The organism is Paenibacillus sp. A3, assembly GCF_001399685.1.
In the GTDB taxonomy this organism is placed as follows: Bacteria; Bacillota; Bacilli; order Paenibacillales; family NBRC-103111; genus Paenibacillus_G.
In genome coordinates this window covers 1-21,929 of record NZ_JTHN01000084.1, presented here as the reverse complement: position 1 = coordinate 21,929, position 21,929 = coordinate 1, and the positions used below count along the sequence as shown (strand labels likewise).

Annotated in this window: 21 protein-coding genes and 1 tRNA gene; 5 read left to right on the top strand and 17 right to left on the bottom strand. The window is 50.6% G+C overall.

The window, feature by feature from the left end; genetic code table 11:
- Nucleotides 1–78: 78 nt before the first annotated feature.
- The 3 genes from QJ48_RS12925 to QJ48_RS12915 all read left to right on the top strand — a co-directional run bounded on the left by QJ48_RS12925 (nucleotide 79) and on the right by QJ48_RS12915 (nucleotide 4,033).
- The gene (locus tag QJ48_RS12925; protein WP_054973986.1) at nucleotides 79–1,887 is read left to right on the top strand and encodes a DEAD/DEAH box helicase; all 1,809 of its coding nucleotides are present in this window, start codon (nucleotides 79–81) and stop codon (nucleotides 1,885–1,887) included.
- Nucleotides 1,884–2,936: a YqhG family protein gene (locus QJ48_RS12920; RefSeq protein WP_237762891.1), complete on the top strand. Its 1,053-nt coding sequence runs from the start codon at nucleotides 1,884–1,886 to the stop codon at nucleotides 2,934–2,936. Before QJ48_RS12925 ends, QJ48_RS12920 begins: the two co-directional genes overlap by 4 nt.
- A 167-nt stretch (nucleotides 2,937–3,103) precedes the next feature.
- A complete protein-coding gene (locus QJ48_RS12915; RefSeq protein ID WP_054973985.1) occupies nucleotides 3,104–4,033 on the top strand; it encodes a hypothetical protein in 930 nt (309 codons plus the stop codon).
- Between the two features lie 98 nt (nucleotides 4,034–4,131).
- Here QJ48_RS12915 and QJ48_RS12910 read toward each other — a convergent pair whose 3' ends face one another.
- On the bottom strand, nucleotides 4,132–4,362 hold the full coding sequence (locus QJ48_RS12910) for a YqzE family protein (protein WP_036684191.1): 231 nt from the start codon (nucleotides 4,360–4,362) through the stop codon (nucleotides 4,132–4,134).
- A gap of 206 nt (nucleotides 4,363–4,568) precedes the next feature.
- Between QJ48_RS12910 and QJ48_RS12905 the strand changes: the two genes are divergently transcribed.
- Entirely contained in the window at nucleotides 4,569–4,982 is a 414-nt protein-coding gene (locus tag QJ48_RS12905; RefSeq protein WP_054973984.1) for a YjdF family protein, read from the top strand.
- 84 nt (nucleotides 4,983–5,066) lie between these two features.
- On the opposite strand, the gene argS is transcribed toward QJ48_RS12905, so the two are convergent.
- A complete protein-coding gene (gene argS, locus QJ48_RS12900) occupies nucleotides 5,067–6,776 on the bottom strand; it encodes an arginine--tRNA ligase (RefSeq protein ID WP_054973983.1) in 1,710 nt (569 codons plus the stop codon).
- A 306-nt stretch (nucleotides 6,777–7,082) separates the two neighbouring features.
- On the opposite strand from argS, the gene QJ48_RS12895 reads away from it, so the two are divergent.
- Nucleotides 7,083–7,523: an Hsp20/alpha crystallin family protein gene (locus QJ48_RS12895; protein ID WP_054973982.1), complete on the top strand. Its 441-nt coding sequence runs from the start codon at nucleotides 7,083–7,085 to the stop codon at nucleotides 7,521–7,523.
- 200 nt (nucleotides 7,524–7,723) lie between these two features.
- Here the strand turns inward: QJ48_RS12895 and QJ48_RS12890 are convergent, their stop codons facing one another.
- The 15 genes from QJ48_RS12890 to QJ48_RS12825 form a co-directional block, all read right to left on the bottom strand.
- Entirely contained in the window at nucleotides 7,724–8,209 is a 486-nt protein-coding gene (locus QJ48_RS12890; RefSeq protein ID WP_054973981.1) for a GNAT family N-acetyltransferase, read from the bottom strand.
- Nucleotides 8,210–8,306: 97 nt separating this feature from the next.
- The gene (gene hutH / locus QJ48_RS12885; RefSeq protein WP_054973980.1) at nucleotides 8,307–9,839 is read right to left on the bottom strand and encodes a histidine ammonia-lyase; all 1,533 of its coding nucleotides are present in this window, start codon (nucleotides 9,837–9,839) and stop codon (nucleotides 8,307–8,309) included.
- A gap of 122 nt (nucleotides 9,840–9,961) precedes the next feature.
- Complete coding sequence (gene hutP, locus QJ48_RS12880) at nucleotides 9,962–10,435, bottom strand: hut operon transcriptional regulator HutP (protein ID WP_054974032.1); 474 nt, start codon at nucleotides 10,433–10,435, stop codon at nucleotides 9,962–9,964.
- A 263-nt stretch (nucleotides 10,436–10,698) separates the two neighbouring features.
- A complete protein-coding gene (locus QJ48_RS12875) occupies nucleotides 10,699–11,556 on the bottom strand; it encodes an ABC transporter substrate-binding protein (RefSeq protein ID WP_237762890.1) in 858 nt (285 codons plus the stop codon).
- A complete protein-coding gene (locus QJ48_RS38685) occupies nucleotides 11,549–11,788 on the bottom strand; it encodes a hypothetical protein (RefSeq protein WP_237762889.1) in 240 nt (79 codons plus the stop codon). Before QJ48_RS38685 ends, QJ48_RS12875 begins: the two co-directional genes overlap by 8 nt.
- Nucleotides 11,789–11,986: 198 nt before the next feature.
- Nucleotides 11,987–12,070, bottom strand: a tRNA-Leu gene (locus QJ48_RS12870).
- Nucleotides 12,071–12,186: 116 nt separating this feature from the next.
- On the bottom strand, nucleotides 12,187–12,570 hold the full coding sequence (gene blaI / locus QJ48_RS12865; RefSeq protein ID WP_063858081.1) for a penicillinase repressor BlaI: 384 nt from the start codon (nucleotides 12,568–12,570) through the stop codon (nucleotides 12,187–12,189).
- A 2-nt stretch (nucleotides 12,571–12,572) separates the two neighbouring features.
- On the bottom strand, nucleotides 12,573–14,354 hold the full coding sequence (locus QJ48_RS12860; protein ID WP_082420484.1) for a BlaR1 family beta-lactam sensor/signal transducer: 1,782 nt from the start codon (nucleotides 14,352–14,354) through the stop codon (nucleotides 12,573–12,575).
- Between the two features lie 187 nt (nucleotides 14,355–14,541).
- A complete protein-coding gene (gene bla, locus QJ48_RS12855) occupies nucleotides 14,542–15,483 on the bottom strand; it encodes a class A beta-lactamase (RefSeq protein ID WP_063858080.1) in 942 nt (313 codons plus the stop codon).
- A 251-nt stretch (nucleotides 15,484–15,734) separates the two neighbouring features.
- A complete protein-coding gene (locus QJ48_RS12850) occupies nucleotides 15,735–17,057 on the bottom strand; it encodes an ABC transporter substrate-binding protein (RefSeq protein WP_054973976.1) in 1,323 nt (440 codons plus the stop codon).
- Between the two features lie 18 nt (nucleotides 17,058–17,075).
- Complete coding sequence (locus tag QJ48_RS12845) at nucleotides 17,076–17,879, bottom strand: Nif3-like dinuclear metal center hexameric protein (RefSeq protein WP_054973975.1); 804 nt, start codon at nucleotides 17,877–17,879, stop codon at nucleotides 17,076–17,078.
- 61 nt (nucleotides 17,880–17,940) lie between these two features.
- Nucleotides 17,941–18,789, bottom strand: a complete 849-nt coding sequence (locus QJ48_RS12840) for an alpha/beta hydrolase (protein WP_237762898.1) — start codon at nucleotides 18,787–18,789, stop codon at nucleotides 17,941–17,943.
- 125 nt (nucleotides 18,790–18,914) lie between these two features.
- On the bottom strand, nucleotides 18,915–20,384 hold the full coding sequence (gene gtfA, locus QJ48_RS12835; RefSeq protein WP_054973973.1) for a sucrose phosphorylase: 1,470 nt from the start codon (nucleotides 20,382–20,384) through the stop codon (nucleotides 18,915–18,917).
- Nucleotides 20,385–20,394: 10 nt separating this feature from the next.
- A complete protein-coding gene (locus QJ48_RS12830) occupies nucleotides 20,395–21,351 on the bottom strand; it encodes a carbohydrate kinase family protein (protein ID WP_054973972.1) in 957 nt (318 codons plus the stop codon).
- A 71-nt stretch (nucleotides 21,352–21,422) separates the two neighbouring features.
- Nucleotides 21,423–21,929: substrate-binding domain-containing protein (locus QJ48_RS12825; protein ID WP_162238487.1), on the bottom strand; the 507-nt coding region annotated here is incomplete at its 5' end.

Below are 21,929 nucleotides of genomic sequence, written 5' to 3'. Positions count from 1 at the left end.
CGTTTGAAAGACTTTATTTTCGTGCATACTACTAAAAATTGACTCGATTCGTTACCCGATGGAAAAGGAGCGCGTCCGATGCAATCCACCGAGCAAAAAGAACACGTGCGTCAATTGAATGAGCATGTTCAGCTGTATTTTGAACGGGATTGGTTCGAGGAGCTGCACGACCGGGCGCAGCGCAACGGTCCGTGGGATGACTGGACGATGTTCCGGTTGGCCGAAGAGGCCGAGAAGTCGGGGCTGATCCGCAGCTTCGACGAGCTTCAATGCTTGTCGCATTTGCCGAATCTGGTGCCGATGGACCATCAGGTCGATACCGCCAAAAAAGTACTGACCGAAATGCGCGGACGGGCCATTCTCGCGGACGAGGTCGGGCTCGGCAAAACGATCGAGGCCGGACTCATTCTCAAGGAGTACATGATCCGCGGACTTGTCCGCAAGGTGCTCATTCTCGTGCCCGCATCGCTGGTGCTGCAGTGGGTGCGCGAGCTGAACCAGAAATTCGGCATTTCGGCCGTCGCCCAGAAGAAAGAATACATGTGGGCCGCGAACGATGTCGTCGTCGCCTCGATGGATACGGCCAAGCGCGACCCGCACCGGGACATCGTGCTTGGGCTGGAATACGATATGCTGATCGTAGACGAGGCGCACAAGCTGAAGAACAAAAAGACGACCAACTACCAGTTCATCAACGAGCTGCGCAAAAAGTACTGCCTGCTGCTGACGGCGACGCCGGTGCAGAACGACCTGAAAGAGCTGTATAACCTGATTACCCTGCTCAAGCCGGGACAGCTTGGCGGCCAGGGCAGCTTTCAGGCAAACTTCGTCGTGGACAAACGGATTCCGAAGAACGAAGAGCAGCTTCAGCACGAGCTGAGTAAGGTCATGATCCGCAACCGGCGCAGTGACGGCAATGTGAATTTCACCAAGCGTATCGTGCGCAATATTCCTTTGCAGCTCTCGCCCGAAGAGCAGGCGCTGTACGACGGTGTGACCAACTTCGTCCGGGGGCGTTATGAGGAGTCCGGGGGCGATATCGGCAGCATTTTGTCGCTTGTTACGCTCCAGCGCGAGGTGTGTTCCAGCAGGGATGCGGTATTCATCACGCTCGTCAACCTGTTCAAGAAAACCGAAGAGAACTCGCCGCTCCGCGCCAAAATCTGGGAGCTCGTCGAGCTGATCCGCAGCATCAAAGCGAATACGAAGGCCGAAAAAGTGATGGAGCTGATCGGCGACATCGGGGAAAAAGTGATTATTTTCACGGAGTACCGTGCGTCTCAGGAATATTTGCTGCAATATTTGAAAGATCGGAAAATTTCGGCCGTCCCTTACCGGGGCGGCATGAATCGGGGCAAAAAGGACTGGATGATGGACTTGTTCCGCAACCGGGCCCAAGTGCTGATCGCCACCGAAGCCGGGGGCGAAGGCATCAATCTGCAATTTTGCCACCATATGATCAACTTCGACCTTCCGTGGAACCCGATGCGGGTGGAGCAGCGGATCGGCCGCGTGCACCGGCTCGGTCAGCAGGAGGACGTCAAAATCTACAACCTGTCCACTCTAGGTACCATCGAGGAGCATATCCTGTCGCTGCTGCACGAGAAAATCAACATGTTCGAGCTGGTCATCGGCGAGCTGGATACAATTTTGGAGCGGTTCGAGAAAAAAACGTCGCTCGAATCGCATCTGGCCAAAATGATTTTGTCTTCGCGCAGCCAGGAGGACATTCGCCGGCAGCTCGACGAACTGGGACGCTCTTTCACCGTCGTCCGCTCCGAGGTGGAGCATGAGTCGCAGGAGAACATACGGCTGCAAAGCGTGCTGAACGCGGTAGGCAGCCCCATCCCCGGGCAGGACCACGGCGGGGAGGAGGCCCGGTTATGACCATGACGGCGGACCAAATCCGCTCCTTCGTGCTGCGCTATCTGGAAGCGGAGCAGTGCTACATTATGGAGAAGCATCCGGCCTATGTGACCGTGAAACTGTCTCCCTCCGCCGACAAGGATTTGAACCACCGCCCTTATTATTGGAGCTTCGTCGAACGGACCGGCGTCACCCCGGAGACGATGACGTGCACCTTCGTCTTCGACCCGGAGACCTACCGCGAGCTGCAGCCGCACGGCCCTCCCGGCGGGCCTCAGCCCGGCGTCAGCACCGCCGCTCCCGGGCTCGCGGGCACGGCCGGCCAGCCCTCTGCCGGAAGCTCCGCAGGAGCTCCGGCGCAGACGGGCACAGCGCCCGGCGGGGGGCAGGCGCCGCAGGGAGACAGCATCCTCGGCCGCTATTTCGGCTTCGTGCCGACGTCTTTTACCGCACGCATTCCGCGGGACGAAGTGACCTATGGCAGCCGGCGGCTGGAGCAGCTTTTTACCGCCGTCCGGGCCAAGGGCAAGTATGTCCGGCTGTTCGAGCAGCATGTGCCGGAGCAGCCCCGGCGATCCGCAACCGTACCTTACGATACTTGGCTCGCCGTCAATTACAAGGTGGAACTGGCCTGCGATATGAAGCGCAGCGAAATTCACTCTCTTGGCATCCAGTTGCAAACCGGGGTAATCCGCGAGCGGTTCATGGATTGGATCGCTCCGGTTGCTTTTACGCCGCAGCTGCCCGCCCACGTCTACATTACCCCGGACCGGATTGCGCTGCCCCGCGCGGTGCTTTACCTGGAGGAGCATCTGGAAAGCAAGCTCGCCAAGTACGACCATCGCTGGGCGAAGGAAGCGCAGCTTCGGCTCTTGGATGAACAAGCCCGCATCCGCGATTATTACGAGGCGCTGCTCAAGACCGCCGAGCCCGATCAAAGACCGGACATCGAGTCACAGTACGCCGGCCGTTCCCGGGAGATCGAATGGCAGTACCGCCCGCGCATCCGAATATCCGCCATCAACTGCGGATTGTTCCATGTTTCCTCTGCGAAACCGCCCGCGTACTGACGAACGGGCGCGAAACGGTGCGTTTTTCAGGGGAAAGTATTTTTGGACAGACTACAGGTTCTAACAATCTTTTCGGCGCATACCTTGTACAATAAAGGCATATTCGCAGCGGAATGCGCATAATGCCGATCTCAGGCCAACGACTCCTAAGCGAAGCAGGTGAAACTATGAAAAAACTTACGTTCGCGCTCGTCTCGCTGCTGCTCGGCACAAGCCTGCTTGCGGCCTGGCCGCTCGAATCGCCTCCCGCGCATGCGGTGGAGGAAACGAAGCCATCGGCTCCTACATCCGCCGCGCTGACGGAACCCGCTACCGACATTGCCGCTCCGACGCTGCAAGCGGCCGTGGAGCGGTTTATGAAGCAGCTCGCGCTCCAGCCCGGCTTCGAGCCGTGGCAGCAGGCGTCCTGGACAAGCTATCCACTCGGTCCGGGCATGCACGGCTGGGTCATCATCGTAAGCGCCGAAGGCTCGGAAGCGGGCTATCTGGTTATCCACGCCGGAGAGCCGGATACGTACCGGCTGACCGAGTACGGCAAAGGCGCCTACCCGTTATTCAGCTTGCAAACGCTGCATCGAAGCTTGGTGCAGCTTGAACTTATCGAATATCCGCATCAAATCGAGAGATTATATTTCGGTCCGCTGCAGGCTCTCTGGAAAATTACCGTGCAGAACGCGGACCGCATCTGGTATATCGACGCGAAAACCGGCGAGGAAATGCCTTTCGCCGGCGACGCTAAGCTGCCGAAGAGCAAAGCGGCGGCCGCGCCGAATGTCCAGGCATTCACCAATACCGATGCCAAGCATACCATAAAGGAAAGCGGGCAAGCGGAGCCCGCGGAGCCTTATGCCCGGCTGCCATGGGTACAAAGCAAATCGGGCAAGCCGCTGCCCTTCGACGATCTGAAGCAGTTGATCGCTCAAGGCAGCAAGCCGGTGTATGCCGCCGAGCTTTACGAGGGCAGCGTCACCGTGCCGCTTCCCGTCGCAGGCTTTCAAGTGTGGTCCAGCGGGGATCGCTTCGTGCAATTCCGGCAGGACGACGACCGCTTTCTTCCCTACGAGGCGCTGCAGCGTCTCGGCAGCTTTTACCCTTAACCTACGGTTTTCTCCTCTTCCCTATATCGAAAAGCTTCCCGCCTGACGGCAAGAAGCTTTTCCTTTTTTTATGTCGGATTCCTTAGTTTTAACGGTTTTCACCGCTCCGCTCTCTTGCCCAGGCTTCTCCCGAGACGCCGGGCGCCCTCGCGCAATGGCTTCGTCCACATGCCGATCGCCACCGGCAGCATGCCAAACCAGCGGTACTGCCATGGTTCCTTGCCTTCCCTCCGGTCCGCCCGCACCTGCCTGCGCACTTCCTTCGGCATCTCGATGTACCGGACGAACCGCTCCGTTACATATTTCACAAGTTCGTCGCTTTTCGCCATTTGCCGTTCACCTCTACATCCCAGTATGAACCGCACCCGGTTGCGGCAAACCTGTCTTCGTCCTATAATGAAGTCGAGCGTAAAATCGCGGTCCGGTTGGTAGCCCGGATGCACGGGATCTCCCCGCTTTTCGGAGATGCAAGCCCGTGTCATATCCTTCCCCCCTCGGGATGTCCATCGCTCGCAAGACGTAAGGAGGGGAAAGCATGAAGCTTACTGTTTATTTTGAAGGTGAATTTTGGGTAGGTGTGACGGAACACGAAACGGACGGCAAGGTCAAAGCCACTCGTCACGTGTTCGGCTCGGAGCCGTACGACGCCGAGGTGATGGAGTTCGTGCAGTTTCGTATGCTGCCGCTGCTCGCGCAAACGTCGGTGGGCGTCAGCTTCGATGCCATGGCCCGGCGGGGCCGCGTCAATCCGAAGCGGCTCGCCCGCGAAGCCGCCCGCGAGATGGATCGCAAAGGCATCCGCAGCGCAGCACAGGAAGCGCTGAAGCTCGATCTGGAGCACCGCAAGAAGTCGCGCAAGATCGTCTCCCGGGAGCAGCGTGAAGCCGAGAAGGAACGCAAACGCGAAATCGCCATTCAAAAAGCGAAAGCCAAGCACCGCGGCCGGTAACGATCGCGTGCAAAAAAACACCCAGATGCCGGGCTGTCTATAGGACAGTCCGACAATCGGGTGTTTTTGCCATAGTCAGGAGGTTTAAATCTTCTCCGGCGCCTCGATACCAATCAGCGCCAGGCCGTTCTTCAGCGTAATCCTTACGGACTCCACGAGCGCAAGACGCGCTTCGCGCACCTCGGCATCCTCCGCCTTCAATATCTTGCATTCATGATAAAAACGGTTGAAGCTTTGCGCCAGATCGACCAAATACCGGCTGATAATGGAAGGCTCCAGCTTATGCATCGCCTGCTCGACCCGTTCCTTGAACAGGTACAGCTGCTTCAGCACGCCTTGCGCCTCTTCATTCTCCAGGTGCTTCGGATCGAAGCCTTCGAACGACTGCGTCTCTGACGGATCGGCTTTCGCCAGTACGCTGCACGCCCGCGCATGCGTGTACTGCACGTAAGGACCGGTTTCACCTTCGAAATTCAGCGCCTCGTCCCAGGAGAAGACGATATCCTTAATCCGGTTGTTGCTCAGATCGTTGAAAATAATCGCCCCTACGCCGACCTTGCGGGCGACTTCGTCTTTATTTTCAAGATTCGGATTTTTCTCTTCGATAATTTCGCGGGTCTTCTCGATCGCTTTGCCGAGCAGATCCTCCAGGTTGATAACGTTGCCCTTCCGGGTCGACAGCTTCGCGCCTTCCAGACTGACTTTGCCGAACGGCACATGCAGCATTTGCTTCGACCAATCGTAGCCCATCAGCTCAATCACTTTGAACAGCTGGTTAAAATGCAGGCTTTGCCCCGCATCGGTCACATAGACGCCTTTGTCAAAATCGTACGTGTTCTTGCGGTACTTGGCCGCCGCCACGTCGCGCGTATGGTACAGCGTTCCGCCGTCCTTCTTCACCATGAGCGCCGGAGGCATATTGAACTGGTCGAGCCGGACGAGAAGCGCTCCGCCGTCTTCTTCCAGCAGGTTTTTCGCCTTAAGCTCGTCCAATACTTCCGCCATTTTATCGTTATAGAAGCTTTCGCCGGCATACGAATCGAACTTGACGCCGAGCAGATCGTACATCTTGTGGAACTCCTTCAAGCTGATGTCCACAAACCAGCGCCACAGCTTGTGCGCCTCCTCGTCCCCCTGCTCCAGCTTTACGAACCAGGCGCGCGCCTCGTCCTCCAGCTCCGGCTTCACGTCGGCTTCGTCATGGAACTTGACGTAAATGCGCTGCAGCTCGTCGATGCCTTCCGCTTCGACGGCAGCCTGATCCCCCCACAGCTTGTAAGCGACGATCAGCTTGCCGAACTGTGTGCCCCAATCGCCGAGATGATTGACGCCTACGCTGTTGTATCCCATAAAGTTGAAAATGTTATAAAGCGCATTCCCGATAACCGTCGAGCGGAGATGACCGATATGGAACGTCTTCGCAATGTTCGGCGAAGAGAAGTCGATGACGATGTTCCGTCCTTGACCGTATTCCTGCGAGCCGTAACGGTCTTGGCGCGCCAATACTTCACCCACGACTTCATTGGCGAAAGCGGCCGGGTTCAAAAATACGTTAAAATAACCGGACACCGCATCGACCCGCTGAACCGACGCATTGTCGCTCCAACCCGCCTTCAGCTCTTCCGCAATCGCCTGCGGCGCCTTCCGGAGCTGCTTGCTAAGCTTGAAGCAGGGCAGTGACAAATCCCCCATCTGCGGATTCGGCGGATACTCGATCAGCTCCGCCAGCGCTTCCTGCGATATTCCCTCAAGTTTTGCCGCCAGCTGTCCGGCCAACCATTGTTTGTAATTCATACACGATGTGCCCCTTTCTTCGAACGAACGCCGCCATCCCGCAGTACGCTTTCATACAAGAAAGCACCCCGGTCGGGGTGCCGTTTTTCAACGTCGCACGTAGGTTTTGCCAGCCTTTGCATATGTTCCATTATATCGGGCGCGAAAAACCGAGTCAAGCCGGGTTTGCTGCGTCAGACCAAGGATTTTGGCGGTCTGGCGGTGCTTCGTTCCGGCATGCGCGCGATTTTTGCATGAATTTTGGAGACTGATGAAAAAATAAGGGAGGAAATTTAAAACAAACTTTCATTAAGGAGGCGTATGTTTATGCCGTTGGTTCCGTTTGAACCGTTCAGACGCGTGGATCATTGGAAAAAAGAAATGGACAAGTTTTTTAACGAGGGGCTGCCTTCCGCGTTCGGATTCCAGCAGGAATTCGGCGCGCCGCGCATGGACGTCTACGAAACCGAAAATGAGGTTATCGCCCACTGCGAGATTCCGGGCCTGGAGAAAAAAGAAGATGTAGACATCCAAGTGGAGCAGCAGACGCTCACGATCGTCGGCTCCGTACACAGAGTACAGGAAGCGAAGGAAGAGCAATTTCACCGCAAGGAGCGTTATACCGGCCGCTTCCAGCGCACCGTTGCGCTGCCGGCGGAAGTGCAGGCCGAGGGCACGGTCGCTACGTATAAGAATGGCATTCTCGAAGTGAAAATGCCCAAGGCTCTGAACAATGCCAGAAAGCGGATCGACGTGGAATTTCATTAATAGACGTCATCCAACTGTAATCCAATTGAAATATGCTTTTCATCTTCCCTTAATGTAAAGCTTCTATAATAAAGCTCGACCCCCTTTTTCATATAGATTCTCTCTTGGCCCGCTGCCCGTTGCTTGCGGGTCGCTTTTTTTCGCGAAAAGCAAAAAACCGGAGCTTCCGGCTGCCGCCGGTTCCACTCCGGTTTACGAGTTTAAAGCATTTTTTGCAGCATGACGACGTCCAGCAGCTTGCCGAATTTGAAGCCGACCTCGCGCATTGTGCCCACGGTATCGAACCCGAACTGCCTATGAATATGAATGCTGCTGTCGTTGCCCTCCACGATCCGCGATAGCACCGTATGCAGCCCGGCCTTTTTCCCTTCGGCCAATACGGCCTCCAGCAGCTTTTTCCCAAGTCCCTGACCGCGGTGCCCGTCCCGGATATATAAGGACAGCTCCGCCGTGCGCGCATAGGCCAGCCGGTCGGAATAGCGGTTCGCGGCGGCCCAGCCGAGAATCAGACCGGCATCCTCGGCGACGACGACAGGGTAAGCTTCGCCGTGCTGTTCGAACCATTCCAGCTGCTGCTCCAGCGTGCGCGGAACCGTATCGAACGTCGCTACCGTCGTTAGGACAGCTTCATTATAAATATCCAAAATGTGCGGTACATCCGCATGTCCGGCCCGTCTGATCTCCATTCAAAGCCCGCTCCCTCTCACGCCATCCTAGCGATTTTTTCGCCTACTATAGCAAGGTTTCGGGAGAAATGCAAGACTCGAACCGGAAAGCCGTCTATTACAAACCAAGCGTCTCGGTCATATCCTTCAGCACCGCCGCATCCTTCATCATGTGCACGGCTTTACGGAAGTCCGTGTACATTACGCGGTCTTCGTCCAGAAAAGGCACCTGCTTGCGGCACTGCGCGTACACCCAAGCCGTTCCCTTGCCCAGCCCGTCGGCCCCGCGGTAATCGGCCGCTTGCGAGCCACAGAGCAGCTCGATGGCGACGACGTTGTACGCATTTTCGACGATTTTGGCCGCTTTTCTCGCCCCGATCGTTCCCATGCTCACGTGATCCTCTTGATTCGCCGAGCTTGGAATCGAATCGACACTGGCCGGATGCGCCAGCGACTTGTTTTCAGAAACGAGTGAAGCCGCCGCATACTGCGCAATCATGAAGCCCGAGTTCGTGCCGCCGTACTTCGTCAGAAATGGAGGCAGTCCTCCGCTCAGCTGGGGATTGACCAGCCGCTCGATCCGCCGCTCCGATATATTCGCCAGCTCCGCCACCGCAATGGAGAGGAAATCCATCGCCAGCGCAATCGGTTGACCGTGAAAATTGCCGCCCGAGATCACTTTCTCCTGCTCGGTGAAAATGAGCGGGTTATCCGTTACCGAATTCATCTCGATCACTAATTTATCGTGAATATATTGAAGCGCGTCGGCCGAAGCGCCGTGAACCTGCGGTACGCAGCGCAGCGAATAAGCGTCTTGGACGCGCAGCTCGCCTTGGTTCGTCATCAGGCGGCTGTCTTGGGTCAGCTTGCGGATATTCGAAGCGACCTGCTGCTGGCCGGCATGCGGGCGGATGTCGTGCGTTTCCGGGTCGAACGCCTGCCTTACGCCCTGCAGAGTCTCGGTGGTCAACGCGGCGGCGCAATCGGCCCATTTGGCCAGCTGCAGCGCGTCCCAGCAAGCCAAAGCGCCGACGGCGGTCATCACTTGCGTACCGTTGATCAGAGCCAGGCCCTCTTTCGCTTCAAGCGACACCGGTACGATTCCCGCCTTGTCCATCGCCGTTTTGCCATCCAGCTTCTCTCCCCGGAACAACGCTTCCCCTTCCCCCATCATGACCAGCGCCAAATGGGACAGCGGGGCCAAGTCTCCGCTGGCGCCGAGCGAGCCTTTCTCCGGAATCAGCGGAACGACGCCTTTGTTCAGCATCTCGACCATCGTTTCCACAACGGAGTAGCGTATGCCGGAATAACCTTGAATCAAGGCATTGATGCGAAGCAGCACGATCGCTCTCGCCACTTCCGCCGGGAACGGATCGCCGATCCCGCAAGCGTGGCTGCGGATCAGATTCACTTGCAGCATCTTCGCGTCTTCGCTCGAAATGTACGTGTCGCTGAATTTGCCGAAGCCCGTGGTCAAGCCGTAGACGACTTTTTTCTCCGCCAGCAGCTTTTCCACATATTGTCTGCTATTCGTTACCTTCGCCTTGACCGAAACATCAAGCTCGACTTCGTAACCGTGGCGCGCCACAAGCACAACCTCCTGCAAGGTCAGCTTGCCGCCGCCGATCGTAATAGGTGCCGTTTTAATCATCACGAATCACTCTCCTTATGAAATGGACACAAAAAAAGAGGCCACACCAAATCAATGGTCGTGACCTCTAAACGCAACTATAAGACTATGGTCTAAAGTTATTAAATTGAAACGTCCGGTCATCAAATGTGATTGATGCCGAAACCCAAAACTTCATGCTCGAAGCCTTTTTTCGGGGCGCCGATCGTGCCGTACATGCATACGCAGATCCATTCCCCTTCGTCCGGTTGACCTTGTTCGGTCGACAAAGGGCCGCGAACAATGGCGAAGGTCAGCCCTACCGTGCGCAATACGTCCCGAATCTGCGGGGTTCCCCGGCTCACCCCTTGCAGAGCCTCCAGGATCGCATGGTACAAGCCGTGCGTTTCCCGGTACCGCTTTTCGTCGATGACCCGATTGTTTTTGGCAGCGGTTTCGATGGCCGCAATGACTTTCGCGCTGTCCATGGAGCCGACCTTCCCGACGGTATGCCGGTATCCGTCCGCTTCCAGCTTTCGTACGATGTCCGCCCCCATCGCATGATCGTGCATCATCGTCAATAAGGCGGTTAATTTGCCGATCGTAGAAGGAATCCCCTGCTGGCCCGTCACTTGCATGCCCCTTTCCTGCAGAAAAGCCACAATAAAAATAAAAAAGACGCTACAACAGCAAATGGGAAAGCTTCTTCCCGCTCCCATAAGACTTGCCTTGTATCGACCCGACTATACGCTAAATTGTCTAAAAGGATTTTGCTCATCACTAAAGTATCTGATGAAATTGTATCATACATCACGCGGGTTGACAATAACGCCAAGGAAGGCTGCCGGCTCCATTGCATGGTAAAACGGAACCGGAAATCCGACCTTCGTGTTCGAATGAATCAGAGCTTTTGCATGATCGATTCCATCACTTCCAAGCCTTTCATCTGGCCCATAGCAAGCGGTCCGACAATCTCTGTATCGATGATAAAAAGTTTGCCTGTTTTCACGGCGGTAAGACTATTCCAGACTTTATTCGTTTCCAGTTCCTTCAAAGTCATTTCAGCCTTTCCAGTGAAATCCTTCCCGAGAAAAATATAATCCGGGTCGACAGCGGCTACCCCTTCAAGGCTAATCTCGCCCCAGTCCTTCATGCCGTCAAACTTCGCAAATCCAAGTCCTTTATAATAAGGTTCCATGCGAACCCCTCCGTAATAATTAAAACCTTTGCCCCACGTCATCATAAAGATGGCGGTCTTGCCTTTCACTCCTGACTGCTCAAATTTGCCTGCAAGTTTGAGCAGCCTGTCGTTATACTTTTCGACATATTGCTGCGCCTTGCCTTCTTCCCCGATCACCTCGGCGACTTTGCCGATCGTGTCCTGCCAGTTCTCCGATTCCGGGATAAGTATGGTAGGTGCGATCTTCGACAACTCATCGTAGATTTTCGCGTCCTCTCCCCAACCGATGATCACATCGGGTTTCAAATCGAGTAATTTCTCAATATTCGCCTCGCTGCCGAGATCTTTTGCTCCGCCTTCTTTGGTGTAGGCATCATAAACGGGAAAGTTGCGAAGCGATTGCAGGCCGACAACGCCGCTTACGGCAGACGCCTCACCGATTGCGTACAAATGGTCCGCATACGGGAAATAGGTCACTACGATGTTCTGGGGTTTGGATTTGAGAAGAGTTTCTCCCTTGGCATGCTTAATGGTCCTTGGAAAGCCAGCGGCCTCGCTCGTTTTGGCGGCCTCATTCACGGCTGCGTTCTGCACATCCGCCGCGTTTTTTTTCTCCGAATTGCCGCAAGCAGTAAGCAGCAAAATGAGCAGTATCGCTACGGTAACAAGGAAGCTTTTTTCTTTCGGGATCGATGCAACGTACATTCAAATTTCCTCCGTTCAATAGATTTGAAGCTTTCGAACTTGGCCCGGCAGACGGGTCTCCCGGCCCCTGATGACGATTGCCGGAGCGGCCATTGGTTGGTTTCACAGCCTCCTAATTAATAATGATTTTCATTATCATTTTAACAGCCTTGTCTTCCTCAAAGCAATTCAAATAAAAATCAGCTACATCTCGAAAATTTCTTCGTTCAAATGATAAGCAAATTCTCTGTACATACTGACGGCATAAAAATAAGCCCATAAATTACTAAAAAGTAATTTATGAGCCTATTATTCTTTACTATGATGCGGTCGAGAGGACTCGAACCTCCACGGCTGTTACACCACTAGAACCTGAATCTAGCGCGTCTGCCAATTCCGCCACGACCGCATATTTCGCCGCGATTCGATTGATTTCGAACCGACAAATGGAATTATATAACGATCGCTTACCCTATGTCAAGCATAAAATCTTCTATAACATGATTAACCGGCGCATCCTCTCTCCTAATTTTTCTTCGGCTTATTATCCAAAATAAATCGTAGTTCCTTAATATCGTCATCGGACAAAGATTGCTCCTCGATGAAGTGAACCAGCATAGACTTCAGGGCTCCTCCATAAATTCGCTTAATAAAAGACTGTGTTTCGGCTTGCCGACATTCATCCTGCGAATAAAGCGGAAAGAATGTATAGAGTTTCTGATTTTGATTTACACCTGCTACCTTTTTTTGGACTAGACGATCTAACAGAGTGCGTACCGTCTTCGGCTTCCAATCCGTTTTCTCCTGTAGAGAAAGAATAATTTCGTTAGCCGTTTGCGGAGCCTTTTCCCATAGCACGTTCATGACTTCCCATTCTGCTTCTGAAATATTGGGGACTTTATTAGACACTCTTATCCTCCTTCATATATGCCTTTATCCTTCAAAATAGATAACGTTATTTCTGCTGCCTTACTTCCGTTGGCGTTCTCTTCATTTTGTATATTTGTTGCAAAGAAATAAACGTCGTCCTTAGTCTCTACATATCCAATGAACCAACCATTTATCATTTTTTTATTTACAGTACCTGTAGCTGTTTTTCCGGATAGTAGCGCACCATCTTTTTCTTCCAATCTAATCGAATCTTTGACGGTCTGTACATTCTTCTCTTTAAATTCAAATTGGTTTGTATAAAAAGCTTTTAATAATTGTACCTGCTCTACGGGGGATATCTCTAATGAAGATTCTAACCAATATTGTCCGATTCCTCCTGAAAGATTGCGATTACCATAGCCTATTTGGTTCAGATAAGTTTGTATTTTATCCTGTTGGATTATTTTATCCAAGTCCTGAAAATACCAATTCACTGAATTTTGCATTGCTTTAAATAAGTTTTGATCCTTATTCCATGAATTAAAAGGATAATGTATGCCATTCCATGGCATGGAGGAATTTTCTCTCGTTATGACATTGGAATCCAATCCAAACAACGCAAGATAAATTTTGTAAGTTGAATCCGGAGAAACTCTTAATTTGCTTTGATTTTCGTTATAGATACGATATTGATCTGCTTTCAAATCATATAACACAAAGCTCCCTTTATATCCTGAAAAATAATCACTTAAATCCTCGTGCATAGTCCGATCACTGGTAAAATCGTATCGGTTATGATCATCCGCCATCACAGAAACGAGTGGAGCCTGACTTGCAACAACTATTCCCACAAGCATAAAGATAGCGATACTCTTCAGCTTCAATAACTTTGAATCAGCCGTAAACGAAGCAATCCTTTCTATACGTTTCCTTATTTGCTGTTTAGGACCATTGAACTGATTAGTCAAAGCAAAATTTTTCAAATGTGATGCTCTGTCCACAACTTTAATGATGGTATTCCCATATTCGGCATAGCAGCGTTCATCTAATGAATGTAAAACAGCCATGTCACAAGCTATTTCACGATCTGATCTCATTTCCCTAAAAGCAAGCCAAACAAGTGGATTGAACCAGTATACGACTTGATAAATAACGATTAGGTAATTCGACACAATATCTTTATATTTAATGTGATTGAGTTCATGCAAAATAATATATCTGATATCCTTCAATGACAACCATTCGTCAAAATGAGTCGGAAATACAACATAGGTTTTCAGAAGGCCAAACGTCATCGGCGAACTGACAAGCGGAGATTCCCCTACAATTAAATGTCTCGATATCTTTAAATCCTGCATGCACTGTTCAAATAACACGAGAACTTCTTTGTTTTTCAGGTTAGACGTAGTGCGTTTAATATTTTTTACCTTTAGCCAGGCATGCATGGTCAAACCGGCCATTACGAGTATCCCTGCGATCCAGGTCAAAGCTAAAATGATATTCAGGTATGCTGGACTAGCACGGTTTATAGATATCGAAAAGTCCTGCAGCCAATTCACATTTCCAAATTCCTGATCTCCGGTGGTCATAGCAGAAGGACTTATTCCATCGCTTTGGTTAACACTGAATAAATGGAAATTGTTTCCGAAACTAAATAAATGACTTGATATAAAAGGAAGCAGCAATGCAATAAACAATAGAAACCATAGATTATAGTGCCATTTCGCTGAAAGTTGCTTTTGGAACAATTTTTTAATCAGCATAATAGCGGCAATGGTAAAAGACGACACAATGAAGCTAATAACGAAATGAGTAAAGAACATGCTTTTCGTCTCCATCTCTCAACCTTTCGGTTGAAATCATTAAAGCAAAACTTGTAGCCTGAATTTTAGCAGTTGACTGTCATTTTATCAACTACCATCAAACTGATTTGGAATAGGCTGGCTCGTAAATAAGCCAACTTATTCCATGCCTTGAGAGAGTTTAGACGCTACGGTTGATCATTGCAGTTTACTTGAAGGCGTCCATTGCTATTTTCGCAGCCTGCGCGATAAGGTCGTCATTATAAGCGGAATCCTGCTTATCGCGGCTGGAGAGAATTGCGATAATGATAGGGTCTCTGTTCGGTGGCCAAACAATAGCAATGTCGTTTCGCGTTCCATAACTGGCGGCACCGGTTTTATCTCCAACCTGCCAGCCTTCGGGTGCGCCCGCACGGATCAGTTTAGCCCCAGTCGTGTTCCCCCGCAGCCAATCTGTAAGGAGCTTACGTTTGTCAGTAGAAAGCACGTCGCCGACCGTGAAAGCCTGAAGGGTTGTGGCAAGTGCTATAGGTGTACTTGTATCTCGTGTGTCTCCCGGGATGGCTTGGTTCAACTCTGTTTCAAAACGTGCAGACGTAGTAACGTTATCGCCGATCTTTTTCAGTACTGTTTCAAAACCCTTAGGGCCACCCAATTCTTTTAGTAAGAGATTCCCCGCGGTGTTGTCGCTATAACGGATAGCAGCGTCGCAGATATCCCTAAGGGTCATCCCTGTTTCCACGTGTTTTTCTGTTATGGGTGAATAAGTGACCAAGTCTTCCTTGGTGTAGGTGATTACTTTATCGAGATTGGCAATAGAGCTTTGCTGAAGCACTGCGCCTGCCGCCAAAGCCTTATAGGTGGATGCAAAAGCGAACCGTTCCTCAGGTCTGTAAGCAATCGTCCGACTCGTACCGGTATCTATTGCGTACACACCAAGTCTAGCGCCAAATTTGTTCTCGAGTTGAATAAACTCGTCAGACTCGGATGTAACTACTGCCTGGGTCTTCTCTGTCGACTGGGTAACAGGGGGATTGACAGCCTTCGCACAACCAATGAGCAAGATGGGTACAAACAATAGAGGTAATGCAATTTTATTGCAAATTTTTACTATAGAATGTTTAGATTTACTCAAGATATTTAACCTCATTTCAAAAAATATTATGTAAGCTGAAAACGAAAAAGCTGTTTTTTCTATCCTATACTCTGTTACTCCTCTCTAATTTTGATTACATTCGTAATATTATACTACACTTGTAGTCTATCGATGTCAAATTAAGCACCAGCTTAAAATAAAAAGGTTCCTGCTCTGCCAGAAAAAGCAGATCAGAAACCTGTCGTTTGTTTTAATGGGCAAAGGTATGCACCTTCGCCCATGATTTTATTTTTCAGCCCGCAACTTTAATTAACAGCCTGCGACTTCCAATAGCTCTCCATCTCTTTAATGAACCCTTTACGATCAATCTTGTTAATTAAATATTTCTGCATGGAGGCGCCCAGCTTAGCGTAATGATCCCCGGGAAGGAATTTGAACATTCCGAGATTAATAACCTTGCCTTCTTTAACATAATTACTTATTGAAGGAGAAATGGCATTCGTCCCCTTTACCTTTAAATCTTTATAAGGCATGATTAATCCCATTTTGGAAATAATGGAATTTTGTCCCTGTTCACTTGTGACCATCCACTCAAAAAATTGTTTGGCTGCTTCCTGCTGCTCCGGTGTTGCTCTTGTTTTATCGATGGTGTACAGAAACGGTTCCAAAACCGGAATCTCCTGGTTCCCGTAGTCATCCGGGTTGTTGCTGATTGGAAGCGGCATGATTCCAAATTGTTTGTCCCGGCCTTCCACAGGGTCCATTACGGACCAAGCCCAATCTCCCATAAAGTAGAATGCCGCGTTACCTTTGGCAAAATCTATCGTGTCTTTATTGAAGTCGGCGACAATCGGATCGTTCTTGCGAAGATTATACTTTTTAAGCAAGTCGAAGGTATCCAGCAAACCATTGAATTGGGGATTGCCGGATAAATCCACGCTTCCCTTTTTCAAGCCCTCCAAAAAATTACGATTATCTTCAACCTTTTTGGATTGCAGGCCGTAGGCTAACGATAAATAATGGGAGCCTAAAGACCAGTCCGATCCATGAATCAATACCGGCGCCTTGCCGGCGGCTTCCACTTTTTTGAACAAAGCTTCCAAATCATTGCGGGTTTTCACCGATGCGGGATCAAAAGTTCCTCCGATCGCTTCCTCAACTACCCGTTTATTGTACAATAAGCCGTAACCCTGCGTAGTCCATGGCACGCCCACAAATTTGCCTTCAAATAAGTTTCTTTCAATCGTGCCCGGCAGCGTCAACTTTTCGTATTTTGCTTTCTCCGACTCCAAATCCAGCAATGTGTCTTTGAACTTTAATACCGTTTGCTGTTCCAGCATGGCGGCCGTAGGCGGATTGCTGGAAGCCTGAAGCGCTTCGTATTTTTGTATATAATCGGTTCCTGCTTGCGCATTCAATAATTCAATTTTTACTTCCGGGCGCTCTTGCTGATACGCCTTCACCAAATCGGTAAAAGCGTTGTTCTGATCCACCGTATAAAAAGTAATCTTGACGCCCTTCTCCGATTGAGCCGCTCCCGGCGATGCATCCTTATTGGAACAAGCGGCCAACGTAGATAGCAGCAAAGCCGTACAAATTCCGAGCTTGATACCCGCTTTGATTTTCAATATCTTTTCCCCCTTATCTTATAAATAAGTAAACGGCTCTCTTGCATCAATAAAGACAACCGGAATCCCATGGACCAAAGGCTGCAGCCATTCCGCCATAAATTTCATGCCCCATTCTTCGCTGCGTTCATGCCCTATAACGATCATGGCTTTGTTAAGTCCAAGCATTTGGGCGTCGTTGATATAGGCGCAGAGCGTCCACTCCATTATTTCGCCGCAAACCATGACATCCAAATTCATATTTCGCATCAATTCCATCGGCATTTGTTCTCTTCCCAGGCCCAAGCTGCCCCCGCCCACTAAAATGCCGACTCTCGAACATTTCATTTCGGGTTTGCCGATGATTTGAATCACATCCATGGATAGCTTCCGTTTAAAAAAGCTCGCCAGCTCCGCCAAACTGACCTCCTCAATTTGGTAGGTGTGAGGATTTCCGTCAAGCATATTGTTTTCCCAGCCAATTTCTTTTAGGAGGCCGTCATAGATTCTGTCTGTTTTCCCCATGTGCATGTAATCGTGAAACCGCCAGATCACGATCCGATTCTCATCTATCAATTTTTTCTTAGCCGCATATACAGGGTCGTCCTGAAGCCAGTCCGTTTCATCACTTCCCGTATAGTAGGTAGGCTCATGGGTAATAATCATATTCGCCCCGCAAGCGATTGCCTGCTTGATAACGTCAACCGTTGCCATAAATGTCGTTACAATTCCGGTGACCTCCGTGTCGGGACTGCCGCTCATGATCCTGTCTCCGGTTTCGGGCAATCTAAAATCGCCACACGAATCCGTCAAAATGGCATCAATCACTTGTTGAACCTTCATTTCTAATCCCTTCTCTCGTTAAGATTACGTCCAAACTAGCGCTGCTGCTCTCCCTAAGGAATCAACGCTTAAAAGCTCTCGCCAAAGCATCCAAGTATCCGTTTCTGGCGCGTTGACTGATCTCCGCATCCGGAACAACGTGTTCGAAGCCGTGATAGCATCCAGGATAAAGCTGAAATTCGACATCAACTCCTGCCTGCGCAAGACGCGCAACATAGTCGATCGTCTCGTCGCGGAACGGATCAAGCTGCCCTACGCAAGTATAGACCGGAGGCAGACCGGCCAAGCTCTTCGCGCGGCTTGGCGCCGCATAAGGGGAAATGTCTCCTTGGGCATGCTCGCCAAGATACATCTTCCAGGCCGCCAGGTTATTGGCCCTGTTCCAAACCGCTTGATGCGTAATTTCATGGCTTGAGGGCGTAACGTTACGATCGTCGATCATCGGATATAACGGCATTTGAAAACAAATGGCCGGTCCGCCTTTATCTCGAGCCATCAGCGCCAATGCCGCCGTCAACCCCCCTCCCGCACTTGCCCCGCCAATCGCAATCCGCGACAAATCGATATTCATTTCCTCCGCGCGGTTTGTTATCCATTCCAATGCAGCGTAGCAGTCTTCAATGGCCGCCGGAAACGGATGCTCGGGGGCAAGGCGATAGTCGGGCGAAATAACGATGCAATTGGCCGCTTTTACAAAGCATTCGCAGAGAACGTCATCGGAACTCGGGTGACCCAACACATATCCCCCGCCATGGATCCAAAGAAAAGCAGGCAGCTTTTGATCCTCTCTCCGGACCGGTTCATAAATCTTGACCAGCATTTCCTTTGAATCTCCGCCGGATATATAACATTCCGTAATTTGAACGGATTTCGAGCTTTTCGTGGGAGACAAAGGGCGCTGCCTCTCCATAGCCAGATCATCGGGCAAATGAAGAGGCGTTAAAAGCTCTACCCCTTGCTTTAATTCCGGAGCCACTCTGTTTATGAAGTCCAATATCCATACCTCCAATTATGATGAAATTTCCCCAAGCTTAATCACACTGCAAAATGATCGGCAAATCCTCTTTCATCGACATAGGAAATCTCGGCAAGGCTTGCTCTCAAGTCGACTAGCAACATACAACTCTTATCGTCCTTTGTCCACTTGAGACGAAGCTCATCCGCCGGCGAATCAAGAACCTCAAATTCTCCCTGGAAAGCTTCATATTCGTTCCTGAAACGGATCAGCCTCAAAAGCCGCTGCACCGCTTCCTTCTCCAGAGACCGCTCGATCTCTTCCAGAGAGAAGTTGTGGCGGTTGATTTCCCGGCCTTCTCCGGTATTCTTTACACGTTCATAATCGTTCTCGCCGGCCAACAGCCCCACATAATACACCTGCGGAATGCCGGGCGTAAAGAACTGAATGGCGCGTGCCGTCAAATAGGCGTCGTCATCGCTATTTAATGCGGAATAATAGGTACACCGGATTTGATGGACATCAAATCCATCCGCCGCTTTATGTTCATCCGACAAGATCAGACTGAGGTTGGCTCCCCGAGCCACGCATACATCCACAATTTTTCTCGCTTCTCTCGTATCGATCAAATCATCCAAATCCGGCTTTACCGGAATACCGTCATGGCAATCCAGCATCGTAAACTGGTTCTTCGGCCGGGTCTTTAAATAATGAACCAAATCCCCGCTGTTTTGGTTGATCAAAGCTTCAAGAATTTGGTATGGCAGGATAAAATCATAAATCCAGCAGCCATGCTCGGCGAGCTTGTATTGCGTAGTATAGTGCGCATGAACCTCCGGCAGCAGCTCAATTTCAAGCGATGCGGCAAGCTTCATCACCCAGTCCAGAAACTCATATATTTCCGGCTCCACGAAAAAGCAACTGGTGCCGAGCTTTTTGATCACATAACCGACAGCATCAAGCCTGACAATTTTTACATTGTTCTTCTTAAAGTTTAGAAAGAAGTCCGTCAAAAGCTGCTTAACCTTCTCCGACTTCATATCGAGATCAATCTGCTCGGATGGGTCCGTTTTGCCAAATGTGGTCCATACCTTTTCCTCTTCACCGGTCTTCGCAATAGTGAAGGTCGAATAAGGCAGCGGCCGGCGCAGGAACATTTTATCGATGTCTTGCTGCACTGGCTGACCATCCGGCCAAATTTTATCTAATGTGATAAATAAGTCCGCGTACTCGGACTCCCTCCCCTTTTCAAGGAAGTCTTGAAAGTATGACGATTGCCGGGAAATATGGTTAACCATCAAATCAACCAAAACATCGAACTCTTCGCCGATGGCCTTCATATCTTCCCACGTGCCAAAGCTCGGATCAATTTCCAGATAAGTTTGCGGCGCGAATCCCCTGTCTCCGGTGGAGGGGAAAGGCGGCAAAATGTGAATACCACCTTTGAAGACGTCCGAAAAATACGTATTCAGCACGCGATGGAGCGTTTTTAAATCTCCGCCAAGGGAGTCGGGATACGTAATCAGCTGCACTTGATTTTTGACGGACATATGGAACCTCCTACAGTTCGTATAAGTTTTTTATCGCTTCGAGTTCAGGCAAATCTACCACCGCGCCGGTATATTTCAGCTTATAAGCGCTAACGGCGAATCCGAGAGAAATGGCTTCATGAATGGAATATCCTTTCACCAGCGCCGTATAAAATCCGGACCAGAACGCATCTCCCGCTCCGGTCGTATCCGCTACCTCCGTAGCCAGAGTCTTGAAGGTAACGGTCTCGCTTCCGTTGGATACTATAGCGCCGTACTTTCCCAAGGTCAGGATCACCAGCTTGGCGCCGAGACTCAAAAACTTCTTAATGTGGTTATAGGGCGTATCTTTGCCGAATAATCTTTCCGCATCGTCGCCCGACGGCTTAATGATATCGGCCTTACCGATGATGGATTTTACATAGGCTGCGCCATCTTCGCCCTTTTGCCATAATACCGGATGATAGTTAGGGTCAAAACCGATCAGCACGTTTTGCTTTGCGGCAAGGTCCAGCATTTTTTCGATCGTATCGCGGGCCGGGAGCATGGAAATGGGCCAGCAAGAGAAATGCAAGATCTTTGACCGGAGCAGGGCTTCTTCAAGCTTAGAAGTATAGGAAATTTGATAGTCCGCACTTCGATAAAAGACGGGAACCGGAGTCGACTGGCTTTTTGTAAGAAGGACCAGACTCGTTGAATTTTCAACGGTTTCAACGTACTCCGGCTCAATCCCCGCTATGCGCAATTGGTTGATCAGAAACATGCCTAATCTGTCTTCTCCTACGGCTGCTGCAATCTGCGAACGGCCCCCTAATTTTTTGACGTTCATCGCGATATTCGCCGGCGATCCGCCAAAAAACTTATGGTACGCAGCTCCTTCAAAAGCATCATCGTAATCTGCGGAAATCAGATCGATCAGAAGCTCCCCGGCCATCAAAACATCATTCTGTCTATCCTCAAAATCCAAGACCTGCTTAAATTCAAACACAATAACTTCCTCCTGCGGCTACGTTAATTTAATTGCGGGAAACACCGAGTCCACTTCTTTCAGAAAAGAACCTATGTTGTTCCCTTTTCCAACAATTTAACCGGAAGAATCGTTTCCAGAGGTATATCTTCGCCAGCAATTTGCCGAAGCAGGTATTTGACCGCCAATTCCCCCATCTTCTTGACCGGCTGCTCTACCGTCGACAAATCGTCCGTACCGCCAATTTGAATTCCGTCATAGCCTACGACCTTCACATGCTCGGGTACGGCCTTGCCGCGTCTCCGGCATTCCTTGATGACCTGCAGCGCCAGAATATCGCTGCTTGCAAATACGCCGTCAATATCGGGATGTTCTTCAAATAATGCACGAACCAAATTTTCGTATTCCTTATATTTAAAACCGTTCAAATCCGTTTGTTTAACCACAAAACCGACGTCTTTGCCGCTCACTTGTTCAATGAATGCGTCATGCCGCTGTTTGGCCAACAGATTTAGCCGCAAGTTTCCGCTTAAATAAGCGATTTTTCTGCACTTTTTGCTAAGAAGCAGTTTGGTGGCCAGCACTCCTCCGCTATAATT

Coding starts and splice junctions, on each gene's coding strand:
- QJ48_RS12890 (WP_054973981.1), bottom strand. CDS start 8,209: ATGGAGATCAGACGGGCCGGACATGCGGATGTACCGCACATTTTGGAT.
- gtfA (WP_054973973.1), bottom strand. CDS start 20,384: ATGTCCGTCAAAAATCAAGTGCAGCTGATTACGTATCCCGACTCCCTT.
- QJ48_RS12860 (WP_082420484.1), bottom strand. CDS start 14,354: ATGTTCTTTACTCATTTCGTTATTAGCTTCATTGTGTCGTCTTTTACC.
- QJ48_RS12840 (WP_237762898.1), bottom strand. CDS start 18,789: ATGGAGAGGCAGCGCCCTTTGTCTCCCACGAAAAGCTCGAAATCCGTT.
- QJ48_RS12895 (WP_054973982.1), top strand. CDS start 7,083: ATGCCGTTGGTTCCGTTTGAACCGTTCAGACGCGTGGATCATTGGAAA.
- bla (WP_063858080.1), bottom strand. CDS start 15,483: ATGAGGTTAAATATCTTGAGTAAATCTAAACATTCTATAGTAAAAATT.
- QJ48_RS12920 (WP_237762891.1), top strand. CDS start 1,884: ATGACCATGACGGCGGACCAAATCCGCTCCTTCGTGCTGCGCTATCTG.
- QJ48_RS12925 (WP_054973986.1), top strand. CDS start 79: ATGCAATCCACCGAGCAAAAAGAACACGTGCGTCAATTGAATGAGCAT.
- hutP (WP_054974032.1), bottom strand. CDS start 10,435: ATGCAAGTGACGGGCCAGCAGGGGATTCCTTCTACGATCGGCAAATTA.
- QJ48_RS12915 (WP_054973985.1), top strand. CDS start 3,104: ATGAAAAAACTTACGTTCGCGCTCGTCTCGCTGCTGCTCGGCACAAGC.
- argS (WP_054973983.1), bottom strand. CDS start 6,776: ATGAATTACAAACAATGGTTGGCCGGACAGCTGGCGGCAAAACTTGAG.
- QJ48_RS12910 (WP_036684191.1), bottom strand. CDS start 4,362: ATGGCGAAAAGCGACGAACTTGTGAAATATGTAACGGAGCGGTTCGTC.
- hutH (WP_054973980.1), bottom strand. CDS start 9,839: ATGATTAAAACGGCACCTATTACGATCGGCGGCGGCAAGCTGACCTTG.
- QJ48_RS12845 (WP_054973975.1), bottom strand. CDS start 17,879: ATGAAGGTTCAACAAGTGATTGATGCCATTTTGACGGATTCGTGTGGC.
- QJ48_RS12905 (WP_054973984.1), top strand. CDS start 4,569: ATGAAGCTTACTGTTTATTTTGAAGGTGAATTTTGGGTAGGTGTGACG.